This window comes from Rhodococcus sp. IEGM 1381, assembly GCF_030056795.1.
GTDB lineage: Bacteria > Actinomycetota > Actinomycetes > Mycobacteriales > Mycobacteriaceae > Rhodococcoides.
Map to the genome: position 1 here is coordinate 184270 of NZ_JASHKQ010000004.1, position 24336 is coordinate 208605.

The window sequence follows — 24336 nt, forward strand, 5'->3', positions numbered from 1 at the left end:
GTGGCTCAACGGCAGCTCGGGTCGCTACCGCTCCGGCACCTGCAGAGCAACTAGGCTCGACAGTCGTGGCCACCACCAAAGTCGAACGCCTGATGAATCTTGTCATCTGCTTGCTGTCGACGCGTCAGTTCCTCACCGCGGAGTGGATCCGTGACAGCGTGGCCGGATACGACGACTCGTCCAGCCACGAAGCCTTCAGTCGAATGTTCGAGCGGGACAAGAACGAACTCCGTGACCTCGGCGTTCCCTTGGAAACCGGAGCCGCCACCAGGTTCGGCGGCATCGAGGGCTACCGCATCAATCGCGACGCGTACGAGCTGCCCGACATCGACCTCACCAGCGAAGAATCGGCCGCCGTCGCTGTCGCCGTCAAACTCTGGGAATCGCCCGAGCTCACGTCGGCGGCCCAGAGCGCGCTGCTCAAACTGCGCGCGGCGGGTATTCAGGTCGACCAGAACGAGTCCGCCGCGGCAGTGACTGCGGTTCCCGCACGGACCCGGGGTTCCGAACCTGCACTCGGTGCGTTGCTGGCCGCCATCGACGAAGGTAAGTCGGTGCGGTTCGAGCACCGGCCGTCGCTGACGGATCCGTTCACCACCAGAACTGTCCAGCCGTGGGGTGTCGTGACGTTCCGCGGCCGCTGGTACCTGGTGGGACACGACGTGGATCGAGACGACACCCGAACCTTTCGCCTCTCCCGAATCGGTGACGAGGTCAAGTCGTTCGGCTCACCGCAGAGTGTCCGCAAACCCGACGGTATCGACTTGCAGGACATCGTCCGTCGCGTAGCAGGGACGTCCTCGGTGTCGGGCACAGCACGAGTCTGGTTGCACGATGGCAGGGCATTGGAGCTGCGCCGAATGGGAACGACAGTGGGCGCGCAAAGTCTGGGTACCCGGAGCGGCACTGTCGTCGAGGTTCCCGTGCGGTCCTGGGATTGGATCTCGCGGTTGATCGCGGGCCACGGGGCTGATGCGGTGGTGCTCGAGCCCGCGGAATTGCGAGCCGATGTGATCTCGACTCTGCAGACGGCAGCCGACGTGGAGAACGAGCGATGAGCGCGCGCCTGTCGGTCCGCTTGGCCAGGCTCCTCAACATGGTGCCGTTCTTCATGGCCAATCCTGGGTTGAGCGCCGAGGAGGCCGCGCGCGAGCTGGGTGTGTCGACGGCAACGCTGATGGCCGATCTCAACCAACTCTGGATGTGCGGCCTACCGGGCTACGGCCCGGGTGACCTCATCGATCTCTCGTTCTCCGAGGAGAGCATCGACGTGACGTTCTCCGCGGGGATCGACCGTCCACTGCGCCTGACGTCGACCGAGGCCACGGCCCTGTTGGTTGCGCTCCGATCGCTGACGTCGATGCCCGGCATGGTCGATCCGTCCGCCGCGCAACGGGCGATCGCGAAGATCGAAACCGCGGCGGGCTCGGCGGCGGCCAACGTGCCGCTCTCGTCCGATCACGACAGCGTCGGCACCGAGGAGGGTGCAGTCTCGAGCACCGTCCGGTCTGCTTTGCGAAACCGGCACGCACTCGACCTGACGTATTACTCCGCGTCGCGAGACGTCGTCACCGAACGAACCGTCGACCCGATCCGGACAGTCGTGGTCGACGACAACAGTTATCTGCAGGCGTGGTGCAGAGGAGCCGAAGGCGTGCGGCTCTTCCGGTTCGACCGCATCGACTCGGCTGTCGAGCGGGACGAGCCCGCGGCACCGCCGGAGTCGGTTCAGGACGAGGACGCCTTCGAGATCTTCAACGACGATCCCTCGCTGTCGCAGGCGCGACTGAAGGTGTCGCCGACGTACACCTGGATTCTGGACTACTACCCGATGACACAGGTCGCAGCCGATTCCGACGGATCGATCGAGGTGACGATGCGGTTTGCGACTCTGCAGTGGATGACCCGTCTGACACTCGGATTCGGCGGCGGCGTCACGGTACTTTCACCTGAATCCTTGGTGAACTCCGTCCGCGAACGCGCACGTTCTGCGCTGGACGTGTACTCCGAGCTGGACTCGACCAGCGCAGACGGCACCGTCACGACATGAACGCTCGGCAAACCGGTGCTCGCCGCTGCTGAACGAGTCACCCGCAGTCGGGTAGGCTCGATTCATCTGATCTCAGGAGGTTCACATGGGATTCACCAGTCCCTGGCACTGGGCGATCGTTGCAGTGGTCGTCATCATTCTGTTCGGTTCCAAGAAGCTGCCCGACGCTGCTCGTGGACTCGGCCGCTCGTTGCGCATCTTCAAGAGCGAGGTGAAGGAGATGCAGAACGACGGCAAATCCGACACCGACACCACAACGGCACAGCAGCCGGCCGCGCCCGCTCAGCTGCCTCCGCCTGCACCCGTTGCCCCGACGAACGTCGACGCACAGCACGACGCGAAGTCTGCCTGAGCGCAGACCGCTCAGCACACCTTCGGTGCCGGATGGGCACCGAAGGTTCACTGCTGTCGGCAGCGGCTCGGTGCCGTCGTCCGATCGAAGAAGGCTGACCGTAGAACATCATGCGCATTCCGTTCGATCCGCGGCGTAGCAAGCGCCGAGTCAATCCCGACGGCACGATGTCGTTGGTCGATCATCTGTACGAGCTGCGGACCCGGCTCCTGTGGTCGATAGTCGCTGTCGCGTTCACCACGGCATTCGGGTTCTTCTGGTACTCGCACACGATTGTGGGCGTCGAAAGCCTCGGTGACCTGTTGCGAGGTCCGTACTGCACCCTCGATCCCAACCTCCGCGCGAACCTGAGCAACGACGACCAATGTCGGCTGCTGGCGACCGGGCCGTTCGATCAGTTCCTGCTCCGGTTCAAGGTGGCGTTCACCGCCGGGGTGGTAATGGCCTGCCCCATCTGGCTGTATCAGATCTGGGCGTTCATCACTCCCGGTCTCTACGCCAACGAGCGGCGATACGCGGTCTCCTTCGTCACCGGTGCTGCAGCTCTGTTCGTCACCGGAGCCATCCTGGCGTACTACGTGGTGGCCAAGGGCCTGCACTTCTTGCTGTCGATAGGCGACAACGTGCAGATCACCGCGCTCAGCGGCGATCAGTACTTTGGATTCCTGATCAACCTCCTCATCATTTTCGGCGTCAGTTTCGAGATTCCGTTGCTGGTGGTCGCCTTGAACTTCGTCGGAGTACTCACCTACGAACGGCTCAAGGCATGGCGCAGAGGTCTCATCTTCGGTCTGTTCGTTTTCGCCGCCATCGCGACACCGGGACAGGACCCGTTCTCGATGTTGGCGCTGGCGTTGGCGCTGACGGTCCTCTTCGAGTTGGCAGTGCAGATTGCGCGAATTCACGACAAGCGTAAGTTGCGCAAAAGAAGAGACGAATGGGGTGATGTGTCAGATGACGAAGCAACACGTATCGAAGGCGCAAGTACGATCGAGTCCCCACACGCCGTCGCTCCGACACCGCCGCCCAGCGGATTCGGTGCAGCAGCCCACACCCAGTCACAGTACGACGACACCATCTGACCTCGGCCGATGCGTTGGGACCAGCGCATGACGGAGACTGCGACGGGCGTTCAGCCGAGCCCGAAACCCACTGAGCTGCAACGCTTCTCTGCTGAACTCGGTTTCCCGCTCGACCGGTTCCAGGTAGATGCATGTACCGCGTTGGAGAACGGCCACGGCGTTCTGGTCTGTGCCCCTACCGGTGCGGGCAAGACTGTGATCGGTGAGTTCGCCGTCCACCTGGCACTCTCAGCCGGGCGAAAGTGCTTTTACACCACACCGATCAAAGCACTCAGCAATCAGAAGTTCGCTGAGCTGACTGCACGGTACGGCCGCGACACGGTGGGCCTGCTCACCGGAGATTCGTCGATCAACCCCGATGCCCCCATCGTCATCATGACGACGGAGGTTCTGCGAAACATGCTCTACGCATCGTCCGATGCACTGCGAGGGCTCTCTCACGTCGTGATGGACGAGGTGCACTATCTGGCCGATCGCTTTCGGGGGGCGGTGTGGGAGGAGGTCATTTTGCACCTGTCCGACGACGTTCGCCTGGTGAGCCTGTCGGCCACGGTCAGCAACGCCGAGGAGTTCGGCGCGTGGATGAGCACGGTTCGCGGTGACACCACGGTCGTGGTGGACGAGAACCGTCCGGTACCTCTCTCTCAGCACATCATGGTGGGGCCCCGGTTGTTCGACTTGTTCGACACCAGGGCGCAGTCAGCCGACGGCAGCCAGAAGGTCGTGGTCGACCGCGAACTCGTCCGGCACGTCAAACAGCGTCAATCTCTCGACTCGATGGACCGTTGGCACGCGCCGCACAGCCGAGGCCGCGGCGGTCGAGGGGGCGGAGGAGGTCGCGGCGGCGGTCAGGGCAGCGGTGCCAACCGGCCTCTGGCCCGACCCGACGTGATCGCCAAACTCGACGAAGAGGGTTTGCTCCCCGCGATCACGTTCATCTTCAGCCGAGCCGGGTGCGACGGTGCACTCACCCAGTGCATGCGCTCGCGTCTGGTGTTGACGACGCCCGAGCAGGCCGAAGAAATTCGGTACATCGTCGAAAAGCACACCTCGGAACTTCCGCGCGAAGACCTGGAGGTTCTGGGCTTCTGGGAGTGGCGCGATGCACTCGAGCGTGGCTTCGCCGCCCATCACGCCGGTATGTTGCCGGTCTTTCGGCACACTGTGGAGGAATTGTTCGTCAAGGGCCTGGTCAGGGCGGTGTTCGCCACCGAGACACTGGCGCTCGGCATCAACATGCCGGCCCGAACGGTGGTGCTGGAAAAGCTCGTCAAGTTCAATGGTGAAACGCATGCCGAGCTGACCCCGGGGGAGTACACCCAGTTGACCGGGCGAGCCGGGCGCCGCGGTATCGACGTCGAAGGCCATGCCGTCGTGCTGTGGCAGCCGGGCACCGAGCCGACCGAGGTCGCAGGTCTCGCGTCCACCCGTACATTCCCACTGCGCAGTTCGTTCGCGCCGGCATACAACATGTCGATCAACCTGATCGAGCAATTCGGTGCAGCCGATTCGCGTCTGCTGCTCGAGCGATCCTTCGCTCAGTTCCAGGCCGACCGATCCGTGGTCGGCATGGTCCGAGGCATCGAGAAGAACATGCAGACGCTGGACGCGCTCGGCGCACGCCTCGGCGGACCCGACGGCGAATACTTCGAGTACGCGCGGCTGCGCGAACGACTCAAAGATCGCGAGAAGACCCTCGAACGCCAGAGCCGCTCCGATCGACGCGACAAGGCCGTCGATTCGCTGCGTGCCCTGCGCCGCGGCGATGTGATCTCGGTGCCGACCGGTCGCCGCAGCGGCCTCGCGGTGGTGCTCGAGCCGGACGACGATCGAGCCGATCCGCGTCCGCTGGTTTTGACCGAGGACAAGTGGGCGGGTCGCCTTACCGCAGCGGATTTCCCCTCGCCGGCAACATCGCTGGGAACGATGCGGCTACCGCGATTCGTCGACCATCGCACCGCGAAGACCCGGCGCGATCTCGCGGCAGCACTGGTCACCCGCGGAATATCGCAGCCGTCGGACCGAATTCGACGAAAGTCGACAGCAGCAGACGACAAGGAGCTTGCCACCCTTCGCCGAGCCATTCGATCACATCCGGTGCACGCCCGACCCGATCGTGACGAACTCGGCCGTACCGGTGAGCGCTACAACCGGCTGGCGCGCGAGACCGAAACTATGCGTCAGAAAGTGTCGGCCACGACGAATTCTCTGGCTCGCACCTTCGACCGCATCCTGACGCTGCTCGCCGACCGCGGGTACGTGACACCGGGTAAGGATCCCAAGGTGACCGACGACGGTGCCAGGTTGAGCCGGATCTACTCCGAGTCCGACCTGCTCGTGGCGGAATGCCTCCGTGGCGGCCTGTGGCTGGGCCTCTCACCTGCCGAGTTGGCAGCGGTCGTCTCGGCCGTCGTCTACGAGTCGAGGTCGGAGGGAGACATCACCCCGCACGGTCCGACAGGTCCGGTCCGTCATGCCCTCACCGAGACGGTCCGGGTGTGGCACGAGCTCCGTTCGGACGAGGTTCGGCACAAGCTACCGCCGACGAGAGAGCCCGACATGGGATTCGTGAAGGCCATCTACAAGTGGGCATCCGATCACTCTCTGGTCGACGCACTCGTCACGGCCGGGGACAACGGCAAAGCTCTCTCGGGTGGTGACTTCGTGCGGTGGTGCCGACAGGTGATAGATCTGCTCGATCAGGTTCGACTCGCGGCCCCGGAGCCGGAGCTGTCGCGAACGGCGGCGCGCGCCGTTGCAGCTCTGCGCCGCGGCGTGGTCGCTGTCGACGCCGCGTGATCGAGTGCCCCGCTCCGGCGTAGAACAATGCGGCGGAAGCGAACCGGACTGCCGGGTCGGTACAGCGGGACGTCACACAGTCGAGCTACTGTACCCCCGACGAATCCGAAATTTCAGTGGAGGCGAGATGAGCGGCCCATACGGTCCGACCGACCCCGACAACAGTTGGTCGCGCACACCCGACCAGCAGGACGGTGCCGCGAGAGACACTCCCGAATCTCCTGCGCCTCCTGGTCATGCCACAGGCTCCACCTCCACTCCTGCACCGGATTCGCAGACCCCGACACCCTCCGCATGGGGCCAGTACGGGCAGCCGCCCGCAGCGCCGACCACGCCGTATGGAGAGTCCGCGCCAGGCGCATACGGGCAGAATTCACCGCAGCCCAGCGGTCAGTACCCACAGGGCCAGTACCCGCAAGCCGGCTACCCCCAGGGGCAGTACCCCCAAGGGCAGTACGCCCAGGGCGGTTACCCCCAGGGCCAGTACCCACAAGGACAGTTTCCCCAAGGCCAGAATCCGCAGGCCCCGGCCGGTCAGAATCCCACCAATCAGTACCCGGCCGGTCAGCAGTACGGCGCTCCCTATCCCGGGACGGGCACACCGCCGTCCGGTGATCCGGCTTATCAGAATCCCTATGCCCCACAGCAATTCGGTGGTAATCAGTACGGTCCCGGCCAGTACGGTGCGAATCAGCCCGGTGCCGATCAGTACGGGCAGCAACCGTGGAACCCGAACCAGCAGTATCCGAATCAGCAAGGACCAGGTCAGCAGGGCCCCCGGCCTGCCGGATCGCAGTCGAAGAAACCACTGATCATCGTGGGTGTCGTCATTGCGGTCGTCGCGGTGATCGCTCTGGTCTCGTTCTTGGCATTCGGCCGCTCGACCACGCTCGATACTGCGGCCGCCCAGGAGGGCGTCCGTAAGGTCGTCACCGAGTCCTACGGAGCGTCCGACGTCTCCGGGGTTTCCTGCCCTCAGGACATCGAGGTGAAGAAGGGTGCCAGTGTCGATTGCACCCTGACGGTCGACGGAGCATTCAAAAAAGTGACGTTGACCTTCCTGGACGACGACGCCAATTACGAGGTCTCCCTACCCAAGTAATCACCTCGGTTACTCGGTCAGTTCCGCGGCGCCGTGGCCGCCATCGCAGTGACGAGGCGAGCCACGGCGTTGTGCACTCCGAGGGTCTCGGCAAGGTCGTTCAGTGCGTCGACGTCGGCGGGCTCGGCCGGGATCTCGTCAGACTTGGACAAGACGATGTCGGCGTCGGTGACCACTCGTACGACGGGAAGGGCCGCATCGAGGTAGTCGCTCGCGTTGGCCAGCTTCGCACGGATTCCCTTGGCCATGTCCGACGACGGATCGAGCGCCGCGTCACGCAATGCAGCGACCGACTCGTACCGAAGCATCAGGGTCGAGGCCGTCTTCTCCCCGATGCCCTTCACTCCCGGCAGGCCGTCCGAGGCGTCGCCTCTGAGCAGTGCGAGCTCGGCGTATGCCGCGCCTGCGCGGTGCAGAGGAACTCCGTAGCGTTCGGAAACCAATGCGGGGTCGAACAATTCGGCCTTGGCCAACCCTCGCCCCACGTACAGCACCCGAACCTCGTTCGGTTCGTCTGCCGCGACCTGCAACAGATCTCGGTCTCCGCTGACCACGACCACCGGATCCTGTCGCTCACGCGCAGCCAAGGTGCCCAGCACGTCGTCTGCCTCCAGCCCCTCCGCGCCTGCCGTCGCAATTCCCAGGGCGGCGAGAACGTCCATGATCATGTCCACCTGAGGAGTCAACGTTTCCGGAACCTCTTCGCTCTCGGCGACCTCCGGGGCAGCCTCGGCCACGCGGTGCGCTTTGTAAGACGGCACGAGGTCCACTCGGAACTGCGGTCGCCAGTCCAGATCGAGGCACACGGCCAGCCGACTGGGTTCGGTGCGTGCGATCAGCGCCGAGATCATGTCGAGGAAACCGCGGACGGCGTTGACGGGTCGTCCGTCGGGGGCCGTAATCGACTCGGGCAGTGCGTAGTAGGCCCTGAACCACAGGCTCGCACCGTCGAGAAGCAGCAACGGCGACTTTCCGGGGGCTGTCATGGCGCTCATCTTGCCGTACGGCACTAGCCTGAAGGCATGAGTGTCGATTCTTCGGTCAGTTCCTCACGTTTCTCCAGCGATGTCTACGCGTCGCGGCTCGCGCGAGCTGCGCGTCTGACATCCGATGCGGGATTGGATGCGCTGCTGATCACCCCAGGTCCGGATCTGCAGTATCTGATCGGCTCGAAGGCCAGTTCGTTCGAACGTCTCATCGCCCTGGTCGTGCCGGCCGACGGCAGCACTCCGAGTGTTGTCGTACCACGGCTCGAGCTGGCCGCGCTGGGCGATTCCGCGGCTGCGGATCTGTCTCTGAACCTCGTCGACTGGGTGGATGGCGTCGATCCGTACGCGCTGGTGGCTGCAGCGGTTCCGGTCGGAACGAAGACAGCCGTCGCCGACGCGATGCCGGCGCTGCACTTCGTACCGCTGGCCGAGGTGTTCGGAACTGTGCCGGTGCTGGCCACGGATGTGCTCCGGGAACTTCGGATGGTCAAGGACCAGGCCGAGATCGACGCGTTGCGGCGAGCCGGGTACGCCATCGATCGAGTGCACGCCCGTATGGGGGAATGGCTTCGCGTGGGCCGCACCGAGGCGCAGATCGCTGCGGACATAGCCGCCGCCATCGTCGAAGAGGGGCACACTGCACCCGAATTCATCATCGTCGGGTCCGGCCCACACGGTGCCGATCCGCACCACGAGGTCTCCGACCGCGTAGTGGAGGCAGGCGACATCGTCGTGATCGACATCGGCGGGCCGGTTGCGCCGGGATACAACTCCGACTCGACCCGCACCTACAGTCTCGGCGAGCCGACAGCGGAGATCGCGGGCCTCTACGCGGTGCTGGAGCGGGCGCAGCAAGCAGCTGTCGATGCGGTGGTTCCGGGCGTCACGGCACAGTCCATCGATGCGGCGGCCCGCGACGTTCTGGTGGACGCCGGGCTGGGCGAGGCGTTTCTGCACCGCACCGGTCATGGAATCGGACTGTCGGTGCACGAGGAGCCGTACATCGTTGCCGGTAACGACATCACCCTGACCGAGGGGATGGCGTTCAGCATCGAGCCGGGGATCTACTTCCGTGGACAGTGGGGTGCGCGTATCGAGGACATCGTCGTGGTGACCGCAGATGGGTGTGAATCGGTCAATCTTCGGCCCCACGGTCTGGCTGTCCTTCCGGTGTGACGACTGTGCACGAGGCCGAGTTCGTATCGGTCGTCCGGTCCAATCCTGCTGTGGCCGAGATACTTCGACGTGCCCCGCAACTTGGACTTCCCGGGTGGTACCTGACGGCGGGTGGCCTCTTTCAGACTGTGTGGAACCACCTGGCAGATCGGGATCCACAGGCGGGAATTCGTGATTACGACTTCTTCTACTTCGACGACTCCGATCTGTCCTACGACGCCGAGAACGAGGCGATCGAGACTGCGGCCTCGCTCTTCGCCGACCTCGGGGTGGACGTCGAAGTGCGCAACGAAGCACGCGTACATCTGTGGTACGAGCAGCACTTCGGGAGTCGGATCGCACCGTTTCACAGCACCGAGGACGCGATCGACCATTTCGTGTCCACCACGTGCTGTTTCGGAATCACCACCGATGCCGGCGGGGGAGATGTCGTCTACGCGCCACACGGTTTCGAGGATCTGTTCGCCGGAATCGTGCGGCCCAATCCGCGCGTGCCGATGCAGCATGTGTACGAGGCCAAAGCCGCCCGCTGGACGACGGAATGGCCTAACTTGACCGTCCTGCCCTGGCCAGTGGACCTCGCCTGACGCGTGAGCCGGCGGCCCGCTAGCGGCTGAGCAGCGAACGACTACCCAGTACCCGTTGCACCTGGATCTCGATGACCACCCGGGTCGGATTCTCCCTCGGAACGCGGTAGCGCTGGGCGTAACGGTTCTCGGCGTCGACAACGGAATCTTGATCGCCGCGGACCGAAGCCGGTCCCTCCATGGTCAGCCAGCGGGCACCGTCGATCTGAGTCACGGCGGCATAGGCTCCCCGGCCAGCGTTGATCGCCTTCTGTGACACGTCGTTGGTGATGACTCGCGCAATCCGAGCATCGGCGTCGTACGTGAAGCCGACCGCAACGACGTGCGGGGTTCCGTCCGGTCGGAGCGTGGTCAGTGTGGCGAGATGCCGCTCGGTGAGGAATTCGAGCGCGTCGTCGGTGAGGGCAGTCGCGTCAGCGGGGGTTGCGGCCATAACCCGACTGTAGTGACGTGCCCCGACTACCACGAGCGGGGTTCGATCGGCCAGACTGATCGGCGTGAGCAGACGAGCAGAACCCGCACCCGGAACGCTGTTGCTGTTGGGCGGAAGAAGCGAGATCGGGCTCGAAGTCGCCACCCGACTGGCACCCGGGCGAACCGTTGTACTGGCCGCGAGACGCAGCAACGAGCTGACAGCAGAACAAGTCCGGGTACACGAGGCAGGCGCGGACGGCGTTCACACTGTCGAATTCGACGCGAACGCGATGGACACCCACGCCGAATTCCTGCGCGAGGTGGCCCGACGACACGGTCCGGTAGGGATCGTGGTTCTCGCCTTCGGCATCCTCGGAGACCAGGCGCGCGCCGAGAACGACGCCCAGCATGCACTCGACGTCATCACCACGGACTTCCTGGCGCAGGTCTCCGTACTCACTCACGCCGCGACACTTCTTCGGGCGCAGGGCACCGGCGACCTGATCGTGTTCTCGTCGGTCGCGGGTGTACGAGTGCGCCGCGCCAACTATGTGTACGGGTCCGCGAAAGCCGGTCTCGACGGATTCGCCAGCGGACTGAGCGATTCGTTGCACGGCAGCGGAGTACACCTGTTGCTCGCCCGTCCCGGGTTCGTCATCGGGTCCATGACCGAGGGTATGGACCCGGCACCGATGTCGAGTACCCCTGGTCAGGTCGCCGACGTCGTCGTGGCCGCACTGCACAAACGACGGAACACTGTGTGGATCCCCGGCCTTCTTCGCCCGGTCTTCTTCGCCATGCGTCTACTGCCACAATGGCTCTGGCGCAGGATGCCACGCTGATGACGGTACCGACACCCCGGCCGATAGTCGTCGTAGGAATCGGCGCGGACGGCTGGGACGGGCTGCCTGCGACCTCCCGCAACGCCATCGAGGAGGCCGATGTGGTGTTCGGTTCCGTCCGCCAGATTGCGAGTGTCCGGCCGCATTGCACCGAGACCAGGACATGGCCGAGCCCGTTGCTTCCGAATCTGCGGTCGATGCTCGACGCCTACGAGGCGTCACTCGTCTGCGTGCTGGCCAGCGGTGATCCGATGTTCTACGGCATCGGGGTGACGTTGACGCGCGAGTTCGGTGCCGAGCGACTACGCGTGCACCCGGCACCGTCCTCCGTGTCGTTGGCGTGCGCGCGACTGGGCTGGGCACTGCAGGACACCCCGACGGTGTCGCTGGTGAACACGCCGATCGAGACACTGTTGCCGGACCTGGCCGACGGTCGCCGCGTGATCGTGTTGAGCCGGGGGAGCAGTACACCGGGTGAGGTGGCGAGGATGTTGTCCGGCAACGGGTTCGGGGACTCCGCGATGACGGTGCTCGAACAACTCGGCGGGCCGGCCGAACGAGTCGTCCGCGGTCGAGCTCGAGATTCGACGTTCGAGGGCGTCGACCCGCTCAATGTCGTTGCGCTGAAGTGCGTGAGAGATCCCGACGCACCCCGCCGCGCTCGCGTCCCCGGCCTGGCCGATTCCGCATACACCGGTGACGGCCAGATGACCAAGCAGGAGGTTCGCGCACTGACCCTGTGCGCGTTGGCCCCTGCGCCCGGAGAATTGTTGTGGGACATCGGAGGCGGATCGGGAACCGTTGCCATCGAATGGATGCGCACCGACAGATCCTGCCGCGCCGTGACGTTCGAGAGTTCGCAGGCGCGTCGTGAGCAAATCGAGCGCAACGCACTGCACCTGGGAGTTCCGGGACTCATCGTGCAGCACGCGGCACCCGAGAGCTTCGGAGGCGTCTCGGCCGCGAACGCGGTGCCCGACGCGGTGTTCATCGGAGGTGGATTGACCGGTGCCGACATGCTCGGGGCGTGCTGGAAGGCAGTACGCTCCGGTGGGCGAGTGGTCGCCAATTCGGTGACCGCAGAATCGGATTCGTTGTTGCTGACCGCGGCGGCGGAGTACGGCGGACAGCTCCGAAGATTCCAGATCTATCGCGGTGAGCCGTTGGGCGCATTCACGACGTGGAGACCACAATTGCCGGTCACGCAATGGAGTGCGATAAAACCGTGAAGGTCCTGATTCTCGGCGGTACCACAGAGGGGCGGGCGCTCGCGGCGGCGCTGGATCGGGTACGGGGCATCGACACCGTCACCTCACTGGCCGGGCGGGTCGCGCAGCCGATACTGCCCATCGGTCGGACCCGAATCGGCGGGTTCGGTGGGCCTGCCGCCCTAGCGGTGTGGCTGCGAGACAACGCGATCGACGTAGTGGTGGACGCGACACACCCGTTCGCATCCACCATCGGAGCGCACGCCGGGCATGCCACCGCGGCAACGGGGGTCGCACTCCTGGCGCTGACGCGGCCACCGTGGGCAGAGGACGAGGGCGATCGGTGGACCTCGGTTCCGTCGCTGCCCGACGCGGCGGCGGCGATCACCCCGGGCAGCCGGGTGTTCCTCACGACAGGAAGGCAGGGCGTTCACCATTTTGCCAGTGTCGATCACTCGTGGTTTTTGGTCAGGGCGATCGATCCTCCGACCGATCGGGTACCACCGCACATGACGCTGCAGCTCAGTCGTGGGCCGTTCGACATCGATCACGAGTCGAAGGTGCTCGCAGACAACCGAATCGACCTGCTGATCACCAAGAACAGCGGCGGCGACATGACTCGAGCCAAACTCGATGCGGCGAGGGCAGCATCGATCCCGGTCCTCATGATCGCGCGTCCCGAGGCACCGACCTCGGCTCCGATCGTGTACGAAGTGGATACCGCCGTGGACTGGTTGGCGAATCGGTTACGCGTCTGCTGATGGGTACCGCCGGGAGGTGAAGACTTTCGGACCGCTTCCAGTCTCCACCACCGTGGTCATCGAGGATCCGATGATGAGCAGACACCGCATATCGATCGACTCGGGGTCGAGTTCTCCGAGCGTCACAGTGCGCACCGATTCCTGCACGCTGCCCACCGCGCGACCGATCACCACCGGGGTCTGTGGTGAACGATGCTCGAGCAGAAGATCTTTCATGGCTGCAACCTGCCAGGTCCTCGACTTCGAAGCGGGGTTGTAGATCGCGATCGCCATGTCGGCTCCGGCGACCGCCGACAGACGCCCGGCCACCACGTTCCAAGGCTTGAGACGGTCGGAGAGCGATATAACGGCGTAGTCGTGGCCGAGGGGTGCTCCCACCCGGCTCGCGACGGCGTTCGCGGCGGTCATTCCCGGTACCACTCGTACCGGCACCGAACTCCACTGTTGTTCGGCTGCAACCTCTATGACCGCGGTCGCCATCGCGAAGACACCCGGATCGCCCGAGGACACCACAGCGACCCGGCGTCCCTGCTTGGCGAGGTCGAGGGCAAACGCCGCGCGTTCGGATTCGACCTTGTTGTCGCTCGCGTGCCGTATCTGCCCGGGCCTCGGCGGTACCCGATCGATGTAGGTGATGTAACCGACAAGATCGGTGGCGGCGGCCAGCTCGGCCCGCACCTCGTCCGTAGTCCATGCATCGTCACCTGGACCGAGGCCGACGACGACCACTTCGCCCGTGCTGGCGGGCGTCTCGGCTCGGTTGGAGGGGCTCGGCACCACGATCATCGAGAAGTACGGGACGTCGTCCGCGTCGGCAGCATCGAGGACGCGTTGCTCGGGTGTGCTGGCCCGCTCTACGTATCGCGCCTCGTCGAGCCTGCCCGATCGTTCCAGCGCCTCGAGCACCGTCGGATAGGTTCGCCCGAGTTTCATGATGACCGCAGCGTCGGTACCGCGTAGTCGGCGTATGAGTTCGCCGGTGGGCAGTGTTCCGGGGAGGACGGTCAGCACCTCGTCCCGCTCCACCAGCGGAGTTGCCAGCGCCGCCGACGCAGCGCTGACCGAGGTCACGCCGGGAACCACCTCGACTTCGAACCGGTGCGCCAGGCGTTTGTGCATGTGCATGTACGAGCTGTAGAACAGCGGATCGCCCTCGGCCAGAAGCGCAACCGACCGACCGGCGTCGAGATGCGCGGCGAGCCGTGCGGCAGCGGACTCGTAGAATTCGTCGATCGCCCCTTGATACCCACCGGGATGAGCCGTCGCCTCGGTGGTCACCGGGTACACCAGGTGCTCCTCGAGTTGACCGTCACGCATGTACCCCGCCGCGAGGGCGCGCGAGATACTGCGGCCGTGCCGAGCGCTGTGGAATGCAACGACATCGGCCTCAGCGATGACACGAGCAGCCTTGACGGTCAACAGCTCCGGGTCACCCGGGCCGACTCCTACTCCCCACAACTTGCCGAGGATGCTCATTCCTGTTCGCTCGCAATGGCATTGACCGCGGCGACGGTGATGGGGCTGCCACCACGTCTGCCTCTGACGACCAGATACTCCACGCCGAGGTCGGCTGCGATCAGATCTTCCTTCGACTCCGCTGCGCCGATGAATCCGACCGGGCCGCCGACGATGGCTGCGGGTTTCGGGGCCCCGGCCGCGAGCATCTCCATCAGGTGGAACAGTGCGGTCGGCGCGTTTCCTATGGCGACGACGGCGCCGTCGAGCTTCTCGCCCCACAACTCCAGCGCGGCAGCAGTTCTCGTGGTGCCCATACTCCGAGCCAAGTCCGGTACCCGAGGATCGGACAGGGTGCACAGCACCTCGTTGTCGGCGGGAAGACGGCGACGAGTGATGCCCGCGGCGACCATGTTGGCATCGCACAGAATCGGCGCACCCGAGTTCAGTGCCGCGCGAGCGGAGGTCACGACTGCTGGGGTGTAACCGATGGTCTCGGTCAGATCGATCTCTCCGACCGCGTGAATCATGCGCACGACGACCTGTGCAACGTCCGGTGCGAACCGAGACAGATCTGCTTCCGCTCGGATGGTCGCGAACGATTGTCGGTAGATCTCCGCGCCGTCGCGGACGTAGTCGTGCATGCGTGTCACGATAGGGGAGAGGGACCCCTCGGCCGGAAGCCGGTCTCCGGGTGCTCAGGACACCTGGTAGCCGATTCCTGTCGCGATCACATCGGTGACCTCACCTTTCGGTCGCCCACAGCGCCGCTCACACCCGGACCAGTGTTGCCGCTCGTCGCGCGGAGTCATCCGGGCGTCGACCGCCGCCTCCAGGTCGGATCGGACATCGGCCAACGACTTCGCACAGCCCGGCGATCCGGTACACGCGCTCACCCGGATCCACGGTGATTCCGCGTCGAAGATCAGGCCCATCGGGGCCAGCACCCGGACAACTTGTTCGGCGGGCTCCTCGTCCAGATCGCACACGATCAACGACCTCCACGGAGTCACGATCACCGGTCGGTCGATGGCGGCGAGGAACTCGGCCAATCGTGCGCCGATAACGCCGTTGGCAAGTCCTGCGGCCAGCGCAACCAGCCCGTCGTCCTGGTCGAGCCAGCCGATCGATGGTGCCTCGACAGGTGCGGGCAACGGCAGCGCAGTGCCTGCCGAGAGCCCGAGCAGTTCGACGATTCGAACAACGCCGTTGTCGACTTCGGCCAACCGCCATTCGGATTCTCGCAGTTCCACGAAAGCTGCGGCGCAGTTCAGCAGCGTCGGCACCACGCTGTCTCGCTCCACTCGAACGCCGCTGTCCCGGCCCGCGAGCAGCAGCGCGTACGACCCGTCGGACTGGGCGTACGCACCGAAATCCGGTTCGAGTCCACCCATGTCGCCGCGCCCGTCGTCGAGGGCGAACAGCGTTCGTCCCGGCAGTTCGGCCAGGTCGCGACGCGCGCAGAGTTCTTCGTCCAGCTCGCGGACGAGCGCACGCACGTCCGCGAGACCGCCGACCCGTCCCGAGAGTGGTGAGGCGAGGATATTGCGCACACGCTCGTGCGTTGCGGACGGTAGCAATCCGGCGTCGGCCAACCTGCTCGCCAGGGCGAGCGGGTCCGAGACCGCCCGCAGCTGGACGTTCCCCCGAGAAGTCAGCTCCACCGTCCCGTCGCCGAGTTCCTCCGCGGCCCGCGCCAGGACCTGCATCTGTAGCGGCAGCACCAGGCCACCCGGCAGCCTGATCCGCGCGAGTGGACCGTCCGCAGCGAGGTGCGTCGTCAGCGCTCCCGGGCAGCCGTCGGGCACCGACCTGTCAGGCGAACTCATGTTCACCAGGTTACAAGCGCGACGGGTGGACCGATGTGCCGCTCGCACCGGTAGCATTCTTTCGACACGGCTCAGGCCGAGAGGAAACCGGCGAGAATCCGGTACGGTCGCGCCACTGTAACGGCCCTGCACTTCGGGTGCACGGGCCGGAGTCAGACCCTCTCGCCGACGAACCGAAGAGAAGATTCACCGAGGTCAGGGGCGCGAAAACCCCCGAGGAGGGCGTTACCCGTGTTCTTGTTGCTGTCCACGTCGGACACAGATCTGCTCAGTGCCCGTGCCAGTGGAGCCGACTTCACCTGGGGCAACCCATCTCGCCTACTGGCGCAGGACATTCCGTCGATGGCCGAATCGGCCGAGCTGATCCTCGTGCGCATTCTCGGATCGCGCCGCTCGTGGGAGGCGGGCATCGACGCCGTACTCGCCACCGGGCTTCCGGTTGTCGTTCTCGGCGGTGAGCAGGCACCGGATGCGGATCTGATGGAGATCTCGACGGTGCCGGCCAATGTCGCCGCGCAAGCACACAACTACCTGGCCGAGGGCGGGTCGGACAACCTGCGTCAGCTGTACAACTTCCTCTCCGACACCGTGTTGCTGACCGGTCACGGTTTCGATGCTCCGCGGCACCTGCCGACCTGGGGGCATCTCGAACGGAACTCGACCCCACACTCCGACGGTCCGACGGTGGCGATCCTCTACTACCGCGCCCAGCATTTGGCCGGAAACACCACGTACATCGATGCCCTCGCCGCCGCAGTCGAGAACGCCGGTGCCACGGCCCTTCCGATCTACTGTGCGTCGTTGCGCACGGCGGAGTCCGACCTGCTCGAGACCCTGAAGTCGGCGGATGCCCTGATCGTGACGGTGCTGGCAGCGGGCGGGACCAAACCTGCCGGGGCGTCGGCGGGCGGCGACGACGAGGCCTGGGACGTCGCCGAACTCGCGGCGCTCGACGTTCCGATTCTGCAGGGTCTGTGCCTGACGAGTTCACGCGCGACGTGGTCCGAGAACGACGACGGACTGTCGCCACTGGACGTGGCCACCCAGGTTGCCGTCCCGGAGTTCGACGGCCGTCTCATCACGGTTCCGTTCTCGTTCAAGGAGATCGACGATGACGGCCTGACCACGTACGTTCCGGACCACGAGCGAGCAGCACGCGTCGCCGGCATCGCCGTTCGCCACGCGCGGCTGGGACATATCCCGGCCGCCGACCGCCGCATCGCTCTGATGTTCTCGGCCTATCCCACCAAGCATGCGCGGATCGGTAACGCCGTCGGCCTCGACACCCCGGCCAGCGCAATCGCGTTGATGTCGGACATGCGCACTGCCGGATACGACCTCGGCCCGCTCGACGGCCCGGATTCGGTGCCCGGTCTGGCTGCTCGCGACGGTGATGCGCTCATTCACGCACTGATTGCCCGCGGTGGGCAGGATCCCAACTGGCTCACCGACGCTCAGCTCGAGGGCAACCCCATTCGCATCTCGGCGGCGCGGTATCGAACCTGGTTCGAGCAGCTCCCTGCGGATCTGCGTGACGGCGTGATCGAGCATTGGGGCCCGGCACCGGGCGAGCTCTATGTCGATCGCTCTGCGGATCCGAACGGTGAGATTGTCATCGCCGCAATGCAATTCGGCAATGTGGTGATCATGGTTCAGCCGCCGCGCGGGTTCGGCGAGAAGCCCGTCGCGATCTACCACGACCCGGATCTTCCGCCGAGCCATCACTACCTGGCGGCCTACCGATGGATCTCGGCTACCGAGGCAGACGGCGGTTTCGGTGCGGATGCGATGGTCCATCTGGGCAAGCACGGCAATCTCGAATGGTTGCCGGGCAAGACGCTCGGCATGTCCGCCTCCTGCGGAACCGATGCGGCCCTGGGCGATCTGCCGCTGATCTATCCCTTCCTCGTCAACGATCCGGGGGAGGGCACCCAGGCCAAGCGTCGAGCGCATGCCACTCTGGTGGATCACCTGATTCCGCCGATGGCGCGCGCGGAGAGCTACGGGGACATCTCGCGGCTCGAGCAGTTGCTCGATGAGCACGCGAATATCTCGGCACTCGATCCGGCCAAGCTGCCCGCAATTCGCCAGCAGATCTGGACCCTGATGACGGCGGCCCAGATGCACAAGGACCTCGGACTCGCGGAGCGCCCCGACGAAGAAGTATTCGACGACATGCTGCTCAACGTCGACGGTTGGCTGTGCGAGATCAAGGACGTGCAGATTCGCGACGGACTGCACATCCTGGGCCAGGAACCCGTCGGCGACGCCGAGGTCGAACTGGTGCTGGCGATGCTGCGCGCTCGGCAGATGTGGGGCGGGGAACAGACGGTCCCCGGACTTCGCGAAGCTCTCGGCCTCAGCGAGGACGGCGACGAGGACCGCACGCGCGTCGACAGCATCGAGGCCGTGGCGCACGGGCTGGTCGCGGCCATGCAGGCCACGCAGTGGAATCCGGACGAGGCCGAGCGCGTGGCAGGCGAACACGGTGACGTGGTCGCAGAGATATTGAAATTCGCTGCTGCCGAGGTCGTACCGCGTCTGCGCGGAACGTCACGCGAGATCGAGCAGGTACTGCACGCTCTCGACGGCGGGTTCATCGCGGCAGGGCCGAGCGGTTCACCGCTGCGCGGACTGATCAATGTCCTGCCCACCGGGCGCAATTTCTATTCCGTCGACCCGAAGGCCGTGCCGTCGAAACTGGCGTGGGAAACCGGACAGGCGATGGCCGAATCACTGCTCGCTCGGTACCGCCAGGATCACGGCGAGTGGCCGAAATCGGTGGGACTGTCGGTGTGGGGAACGTCGGCCATGCGAACGTCCGGCGACGACATTGCCGAGGTCTTCGCGCTGCTGGGCGTGTCGCCTGTATGGGACGAAGCGTCACGCCGGGTCACTCGGCTCGAAGTGATCGATCTCGGCGAGCTCGGCCGTCCTCGTATCGACGTCACGGTCCGAATCAGTGGCTTCTTCCGCGACGCGTTCCCCCACGTGCTGGCCCTGCTCGACGACGCGGTACGGATGGTCGCCGCCTTGGACGAGGAGCCCGAGCAGAACTACGTCCGCGCACACGCGCAGGCCGACCTCGCTGAACACGGTGACGAAAGACGTTCCACAACTAGGATTTTCGGATCCAAGCCGGGGACCTACGGTGCCGGGCTGCTCCAGTTGATCGACAGCAAGACGTGGCGCAGCGACGACGACCTGGCGCAGGTCTACACCACCTGGGGCGGCTTCGCGTACGGCCGCGGCCTCGATGGCGTCCCTGCGTCGGACGATATGCGCACCGCGTACAAGCGCATCGCCGTTGCCGCCAAGAACACCGACACACGCGAGCACGACATCGCCGATTCCGACGACTACTTCCAGTACCACGGCGGCATGGTGGCGACCGTGCGAGCGCTGACCGGAAAGTCGCCCGAGGCGTACATCGGCGACAGCACGCGTCCGGAATCGGTGCGCACCCGCACCCTCTCGGAGGAGACCGCCCGGGTGTTCCGTGCCCGCGTGGTGAACCCCAAGTGGCTCGAAGCCATGCGCAGGCACGGCTACAAGGGCGCGTTCGAGATGGCGGCGACGGTGGACTACCTGTTCGGCTACGACGCCACCACGGACGTCGTGCAGGACTGGATGTACGAGAAGCTGGCCGAAACGTACGTGCTCGACGAGCAGAACCAGAAGTTCATGCAGCAGTCGAATCCCTGGGCACTGCACGGCATCGCCGAGCGCCTGCTCGAGGCAGTGGAACGAAAGATGTGGGCCGAGCCGAACGAGCAGGTTCTCGACGGGTTGCGCCAGGTCTACCTCGAGACGGAGGGCGAGCTCGAAGGGGAGTAGCGACGTACTCTGAGCCGTATGGCCGCCACGTTCGACACCATTGCCAGAGGCAAGTACGTACTACTGACGACGTTCAAGAAGGACGGCACCGGCGTGCCGACTCCGCTGTGGGGTGCCCTCGACGGAGACCGACTGCTCATGTGGACGGTTGCCGATTCGTGGAAGGTCAAACGCATTCGCCGCAACGCGAAGGTGACCATTGCGCCGTGCGACATGCGCGGCAATCCGCAGGGCGACGCAGTGGACGGCACCGCCGAGATTCTCGACGCGACCGGCACCGAGAATGCCCGCTCAGCTGTCGCCTCGAAGTACGGAATCCTGGGCTGGCTCACCGTGAAGGGAAGCGTGCTGCGTCGCGGAAAGAGCGGCTCGGTCGGGCTGTCCATCACCGCGGCCTGAAATCGACACATCGGCACCATCGCTTGTATGCGCGGTTCCGAATACTTCACGAGGTAGCTTCCCCTGCTGCCGGAATGGAGTACCACGTGCCTATTGCAGTGACCGACTACAACCACGTCCGTCTCACCGTTCGCGACATCGAGCGATCGAGGTCGTTCTACGACTCGGTGTTCGGCTTCGAGGTCGCCTACGCCTGGGATCCCGACGCCGACGAGGAGACCAAGAAGGCGCTGTGGTTCCTGTTCGGTGGAGTCATCTACAAGTTCGGCGGGGGACTGCTCGGCCTGCGTCCGGTTGCACCGAGCGACGACACTTTCGGTGAAGACCGCTGCGGGCTCGATCACCTGAGCTTCACCGTGGACACGCGGGCCGCACTCGAGGATGCCGTGAAGACGCTCGACGAGCTGGGCATCGCCCACGAAGGCATCAAGGACGCCGGGCCCGGGCTGTCCATCGTGGAGTTCCGCGACCCGGACAACATCGCGCTCGAGCTCTCCGGACCAGACAAGTAGCCCGGACCGACTTCACTGAGCGGCGCTGACCGACGACATGTGAAAATCGGGAATGCGCAGCGGCGGCATGGCCGTGCGAGTGAACCAGTCCTTCCACTCGCGCGGCAGTGTCGCCTCCGTTGCACCCGCTTCGGTGACGCGGCGCAGCAGATCCAGCGGGCTTTCGTTGAACCGAAAGTTGTTTACAGCACCGGCGATTCGACCGTTCTCGATGGCGTACACGCCATCTCGGGTCAGTCCGGTGAGAAGCAGTGAGGTCGGATCGACCTCGCGGATGTACCAGAGCGTCGTCAACAGCAGTCCGCGTTCGGTGCTTGCCACCATCTCGTCGAGGCCGGCACCCGTGCCGCCCTTCATGACCAGGTTCTCGCCCGGCACCGCTACAGGAGCTCCGTATTTCCCGGCCGACGCGCGCGGATAGGCAAGAGCAGAGACCGATCCGTCGCGTACCCAGTCGACGCGCTCGATGTTCATCCCGTTGTCGAACACCGACACCGAGTCGCTGGACGAGCCCGCCACCACGAACGGCGCGTATTCGAGACCGTCCGCGCGCGGATCCGAGTACAACGTGAGCGGCAGAGCGGTGAGCTTCTCGCCCACTCGCGTTCCGCCTACGCCCGAAAGCGCAGTTCGGCCTTCCTGCGCGCCACGACCCTCCATGGTCCACATCAGGTAGATCATCAGATCGGCCACTGCCGACGGTGGCAGCAGCGTCTCGTATCGTCCGGCCGGCATCTCGACGGTGTTCTGTGCCCAGCCGAGCCGGGTGGACAGCTCGTCCAACATGTTCTGGGCCGACACATCCCGAAAGTCCGTGGTGCCGGTACCGACCCAGGCGCTGGCCCCGGATCGTTTGCCGTTTATCTCGATCGATCCGGTCGGCTGCGTGAACGTACGACGCAGGCCGGTCGAGGTGCCGAGCCAGACGTTGTCGACCCGATGCTGGGCGAATCCGTACAGGGCGTCGCGACCGTCGAACCCGACGTTCAATTCCGTTGCCAGTGAGCCGAACACATCGATCGACGTGTGTTGCGCTCGGCGGTCCCAGTCTCGAGGGTCCGAGGCCGACTCTCCCGGCAGCAAGGGCATCGCGTCGTCGGCGGGCTCTGCCGATCGCGCCGCCGCTTCGCTCGCGCGGACCACGGCCTCGATGTCGCCCGGGTCGACACTCGTCGACGACACAGTGCCCACTCGAACGGTCGTTCCGCTGGCTCCACTCCTGGCTCGAACAGAGGTCGCCTCTCGCACGACAGAGACCACCTCCCAGCGCCGCGAGGTCGCTATTCCGTTGGTGGTCATCGAGTTTCCGGCCCACCGCAGTGTTGCGTCGCTGGAATCGGTGACGATCACGATCGTGTCGTCGACACTCGCGCAGGCGAGTGCGCGCTCGATCACGAGCTGCGGCGCGATCATCGTCCTGCCTCCGATCGGGTATTGAGGACGTTGACGCCGCGGAACAGCGCTGACGGGCATCCGTGGCTGACGGCGGCAACCTGGCCGGGCTGCGCCTTGCCGCAGTTGAAGGCACCGCCCAGCCGCCAGGTGGACGGTCCGCCGAGCAGCTCCATCGAACCCCAGAATTCAGTGGTGGTCGCCTGATACGCAACATCGCGCACCTGGCCGTCGAGCACGCCGTTGCGAATGCGATAGAAGCGTTGTCCGGTGAACTGGAAGTTGTACCGCTGCATGTCGATCGACCAGGACTTGTCGCCGACGACATACAGGCCGTCCTCCACCGCACCGATGAGGTCGGCAGTCGTTCGGTCGGCGTTCGGGTCCGGCTGCAACGACACGTTCGCCATACGTTGGATCGGCACGTGATGTGGAGAATCTGCGTATGCGCACCCGTTGGACCGCTCCAGCCCGAGCCTGGGGGCGAAGACACGATCGAGCTGATAACCGACCAGTGTCCCGTCGCGGACCAGATCCCACTTTTGCGAGGCCACTCCGTCGTCGTCGTAACCGATACTGGCCAGTCCGTTGACTTCGGTCCGATCGGCAGTCACATGCATGATCGGCGATCCGTAGCGCAACGTCCCCAGCTGGTCCGGCGTCGCGAAGGAGGTGCCTGCGTATGCCGCCTCGTAACCGATGGCTCGATCGTATTCTGTTGCATGCCCGATGGATTCGTGAATGGTCAGCCACAGATTGGTCGGGTCGATGACGAGGTCGGTCGGTCCGGCCACCACGGTCGGTGCCTTCACCTTCTCTGCCAGCCATTCGGGGATCCGGGCCAACTCGTCGGCCCAGTCCCAAGTGCTGGCTCCACCGAGGTACTCCCAACCACGTCCCACCGGTGGCGCAAGGGTGCGCATGGTTTCGAAAGCACCGATGGACCGGTCGACGGTTGTTGCCTCGAACTGGGGATGCAGGCGAACTCGCTGCTGGGTAATGCTACTGCCGGCCAGATCGGCGTAGAAAGACTGCTCTTTGACCTGTAGCACCGAAGCGGTGACGTGGTCCACGCCGTCCGACGCGGCCAGGCGAGACGAGTACTCCGCGAGCAGCCCCACCTTGTCGGCAGTGGGTACCTCGAACGGATCGATGTCGTAGTCCGATACCCAGGTCGCGTCGGAGTAGGCCGGCTCGTACGCGAGTTCCACCCGTTCGCGATTGAGCGCACGCAGTGCAGTTGCCACCTCGACCGCCTTACGGGCTGTCTCGGAAGCTGCGTCGGTGCCGAGTTCAGCATGGGAGGCGAAACCCCAGGTCCCGTCGACCACCACCCGCACGGCGAGGCCGATCTCACCGGCATCGACCGAGGACTGAACCGAGCCGTCGCGCAGCGAGATCGACTGTGTAGTCAATCGCTGCACGCGCACATCGGCGTGGGTGGCTCCGGCCGAGCGTGCTGAGCTCAGTGCGGCATCCGCGAGGTCCTGCAGGGGCAGGGCCAGGAAGTCGGCGTCGACCGACCGATCCGGTTGTCTCGTCACTGCACC

21 protein-coding genes are annotated in these 24336 nt (G+C 65.1%); 14 read left to right on the plus strand and 7 right to left on the minus strand.

All coding sequences use genetic code 11. From position 1 onward, the window contains the following. The first annotated feature begins 65 nt into the window (after nucleotides 1–65). The 6 genes from QM797_RS14220 (at nucleotide 66) to QM797_RS14245 (ending at nucleotide 7385) form a co-directional block, all read left to right on the plus strand. Entirely contained in the window at nucleotides 66–1058 is a 993-nt protein-coding gene (locus tag QM797_RS14220; RefSeq protein ID WP_283276262.1) for a helix-turn-helix transcriptional regulator, read from the plus strand. Then, nucleotides 1055–2050 carry a helix-turn-helix transcriptional regulator gene (locus QM797_RS14225; protein WP_283276263.1) on the plus strand — a complete coding sequence of 332 codons (996 nt, stop codon included), beginning with the start codon at nucleotides 1055–1057 and terminating at the stop codon, nucleotides 2048–2050. Before QM797_RS14220 ends, QM797_RS14225 begins: the two co-directional genes overlap by 4 nt. An 85-nt stretch (nucleotides 2051–2135) precedes the next feature. Continuing rightward, entirely contained in the window at nucleotides 2136–2402 is a 267-nt protein-coding gene (gene tatA / locus QM797_RS14230) for a Sec-independent protein translocase subunit TatA (RefSeq protein WP_032377888.1), read from the plus strand. 110 nt (nucleotides 2403–2512) lie between these two features. Beyond that, a complete protein-coding gene (tatC, locus tag QM797_RS14235) occupies nucleotides 2513–3484 on the plus strand; it encodes a twin-arginine translocase subunit TatC (RefSeq protein ID WP_283276264.1) in 972 nt (323 codons plus the stop codon). A 27-nt stretch (nucleotides 3485–3511) separates the two neighbouring features. Continuing rightward, entirely contained in the window at nucleotides 3512–6283 is a 2772-nt protein-coding gene (locus QM797_RS14240; RefSeq protein WP_283276265.1) for a DEAD/DEAH box helicase, read from the plus strand. A 127-nt stretch (nucleotides 6284–6410) separates the two neighbouring features. Then, nucleotides 6411–7385 carry a DUF4333 domain-containing protein gene (locus QM797_RS14245; protein WP_283276266.1) on the plus strand — a complete coding sequence of 325 codons (975 nt, stop codon included), beginning with the start codon at nucleotides 6411–6413 and terminating at the stop codon, nucleotides 7383–7385. A gap of 17 nt (nucleotides 7386–7402) precedes the next feature. On the opposite strand, the gene QM797_RS14250 is transcribed toward QM797_RS14245, so the two are convergent. After that, nucleotides 7403–8380 (minus strand): 5'-3' exonuclease, encoded by a 978-nt coding sequence (locus tag QM797_RS14250; protein ID WP_283276267.1) that lies wholly within the window; start codon nucleotides 8378–8380, stop codon nucleotides 7403–7405. Between the two features lie 27 nt (nucleotides 8381–8407). On the opposite strand from QM797_RS14250, the gene QM797_RS14255 reads away from it, so the two are divergent. Continuing rightward, the gene (locus QM797_RS14255) at nucleotides 8408–9550 is read left to right on the plus strand and encodes a M24 family metallopeptidase (protein ID WP_283276268.1); all 1143 of its coding nucleotides are present in this window, start codon (nucleotides 8408–8410) and stop codon (nucleotides 9548–9550) included. After that, nucleotides 9547–10137 carry a nucleotidyltransferase family protein gene (locus QM797_RS14260; RefSeq protein ID WP_283276269.1) on the plus strand — a complete coding sequence of 197 codons (591 nt, stop codon included), beginning with the start codon at nucleotides 9547–9549 and terminating at the stop codon, nucleotides 10135–10137. The genes QM797_RS14255 and QM797_RS14260 overlap by 4 nt, the downstream gene beginning before the upstream one ends. A 19-nt stretch (nucleotides 10138–10156) precedes the next feature. Here QM797_RS14260 and QM797_RS14265 read toward each other — a convergent pair whose 3' ends face one another. After that, the gene (locus QM797_RS14265) at nucleotides 10157–10570 is read right to left on the minus strand and encodes a TIGR03618 family F420-dependent PPOX class oxidoreductase (RefSeq protein ID WP_283276270.1); all 414 of its coding nucleotides are present in this window, start codon (nucleotides 10568–10570) and stop codon (nucleotides 10157–10159) included. A gap of 64 nt (nucleotides 10571–10634) precedes the next feature. Between QM797_RS14265 and dprE2 the strand changes: the two genes are divergently transcribed. Genes dprE2 through QM797_RS14280 form a run of 3 tightly spaced genes read left to right on the plus strand, consistent with a single transcriptional unit; the run spans nucleotide 10635 to nucleotide 13362 of the window. Next, a complete protein-coding gene (dprE2, locus tag QM797_RS14270; protein WP_283276271.1) occupies nucleotides 10635–11393 on the plus strand; it encodes a decaprenylphospho-beta-D-erythro-pentofuranosid-2-ulose 2-reductase in 759 nt (252 codons plus the stop codon). Continuing rightward, on the plus strand, nucleotides 11366–12622 hold the full coding sequence (gene cbiE / locus QM797_RS14275) for a precorrin-6y C5,15-methyltransferase (decarboxylating) subunit CbiE (RefSeq protein WP_283276272.1): 1257 nt from the start codon (nucleotides 11366–11368) through the stop codon (nucleotides 12620–12622). Before dprE2 ends, cbiE begins: the two co-directional genes overlap by 28 nt. Further along, a complete protein-coding gene (locus tag QM797_RS14280; protein WP_502942345.1) occupies nucleotides 12601–13362 on the plus strand; it encodes a cobalt-precorrin-6A reductase in 762 nt (253 codons plus the stop codon). Before cbiE ends, QM797_RS14280 begins: the two co-directional genes overlap by 22 nt. Here QM797_RS14280 and QM797_RS14285 read toward each other — a convergent pair. From QM797_RS14285 to cobG, 3 genes are read right to left on the minus strand one after another with little or no spacing between them, the layout of a single operon-like run. After that, entirely contained in the window at nucleotides 13348–14838 is a 1491-nt protein-coding gene (locus QM797_RS14285) for a precorrin-2 C(20)-methyltransferase (RefSeq protein WP_283276274.1), read from the minus strand. The two genes, QM797_RS14280 and QM797_RS14285, sit on opposite strands and share 15 nt — an antisense overlap. Further along, nucleotides 14835–15461 carry a precorrin-8X methylmutase gene (locus QM797_RS14290; RefSeq protein ID WP_283276275.1) on the minus strand — a complete coding sequence of 209 codons (627 nt, stop codon included), beginning with the start codon at nucleotides 15459–15461 and terminating at the stop codon, nucleotides 14835–14837. Before QM797_RS14290 ends, QM797_RS14285 begins: the two co-directional genes overlap by 4 nt. 54 nt (nucleotides 15462–15515) lie before the next feature. Then, the gene (gene cobG / locus QM797_RS14295; RefSeq protein ID WP_283276276.1) at nucleotides 15516–16646 is read right to left on the minus strand and encodes a precorrin-3B synthase; all 1131 of its coding nucleotides are present in this window, start codon (nucleotides 16644–16646) and stop codon (nucleotides 15516–15518) included. Between the two features lie 231 nt (nucleotides 16647–16877). Here cobG and cobN point away from each other — a divergent pair, with 231 nt between their 5' ends. The 3 genes from cobN (at nucleotide 16878) to QM797_RS14310 (ending at nucleotide 21394) form a co-directional block, all read left to right on the plus strand. Next, nucleotides 16878–20483, plus strand: a complete 3606-nt coding sequence (cobN, locus tag QM797_RS14300) for a cobaltochelatase subunit CobN (protein ID WP_283276277.1) — start codon at nucleotides 16878–16880, stop codon at nucleotides 20481–20483. 18 nt (nucleotides 20484–20501) lie between these two features. Next, a complete protein-coding gene (locus QM797_RS14305; RefSeq protein WP_283276278.1) occupies nucleotides 20502–20882 on the plus strand; it encodes a PPOX class F420-dependent oxidoreductase in 381 nt (126 codons plus the stop codon). Nucleotides 20883–20968: 86 nt separating this feature from the next. Beyond that, nucleotides 20969–21394 (plus strand): VOC family protein, encoded by a 426-nt coding sequence (locus tag QM797_RS14310; protein ID WP_371833849.1) that lies wholly within the window; start codon nucleotides 20969–20971, stop codon nucleotides 21392–21394. Nucleotides 21395–21406: 12 nt separating this feature from the next. Here QM797_RS14310 and QM797_RS14315 read toward each other — a convergent pair whose 3' ends face one another. Further along, complete coding sequence (locus QM797_RS14315) at nucleotides 21407–22807, minus strand: metallopeptidase TldD-related protein (protein ID WP_283276280.1); 1401 nt, start codon at nucleotides 22805–22807, stop codon at nucleotides 21407–21409. Then, nucleotides 22804–24330, minus strand: a complete 1527-nt coding sequence (locus tag QM797_RS14320) for a TldD/PmbA family protein (protein WP_283276281.1) — start codon at nucleotides 24328–24330, stop codon at nucleotides 22804–22806. Before QM797_RS14320 ends, QM797_RS14315 begins: the two co-directional genes overlap by 4 nt. Nucleotides 24331–24336 lie beyond the last annotated feature (6 nt).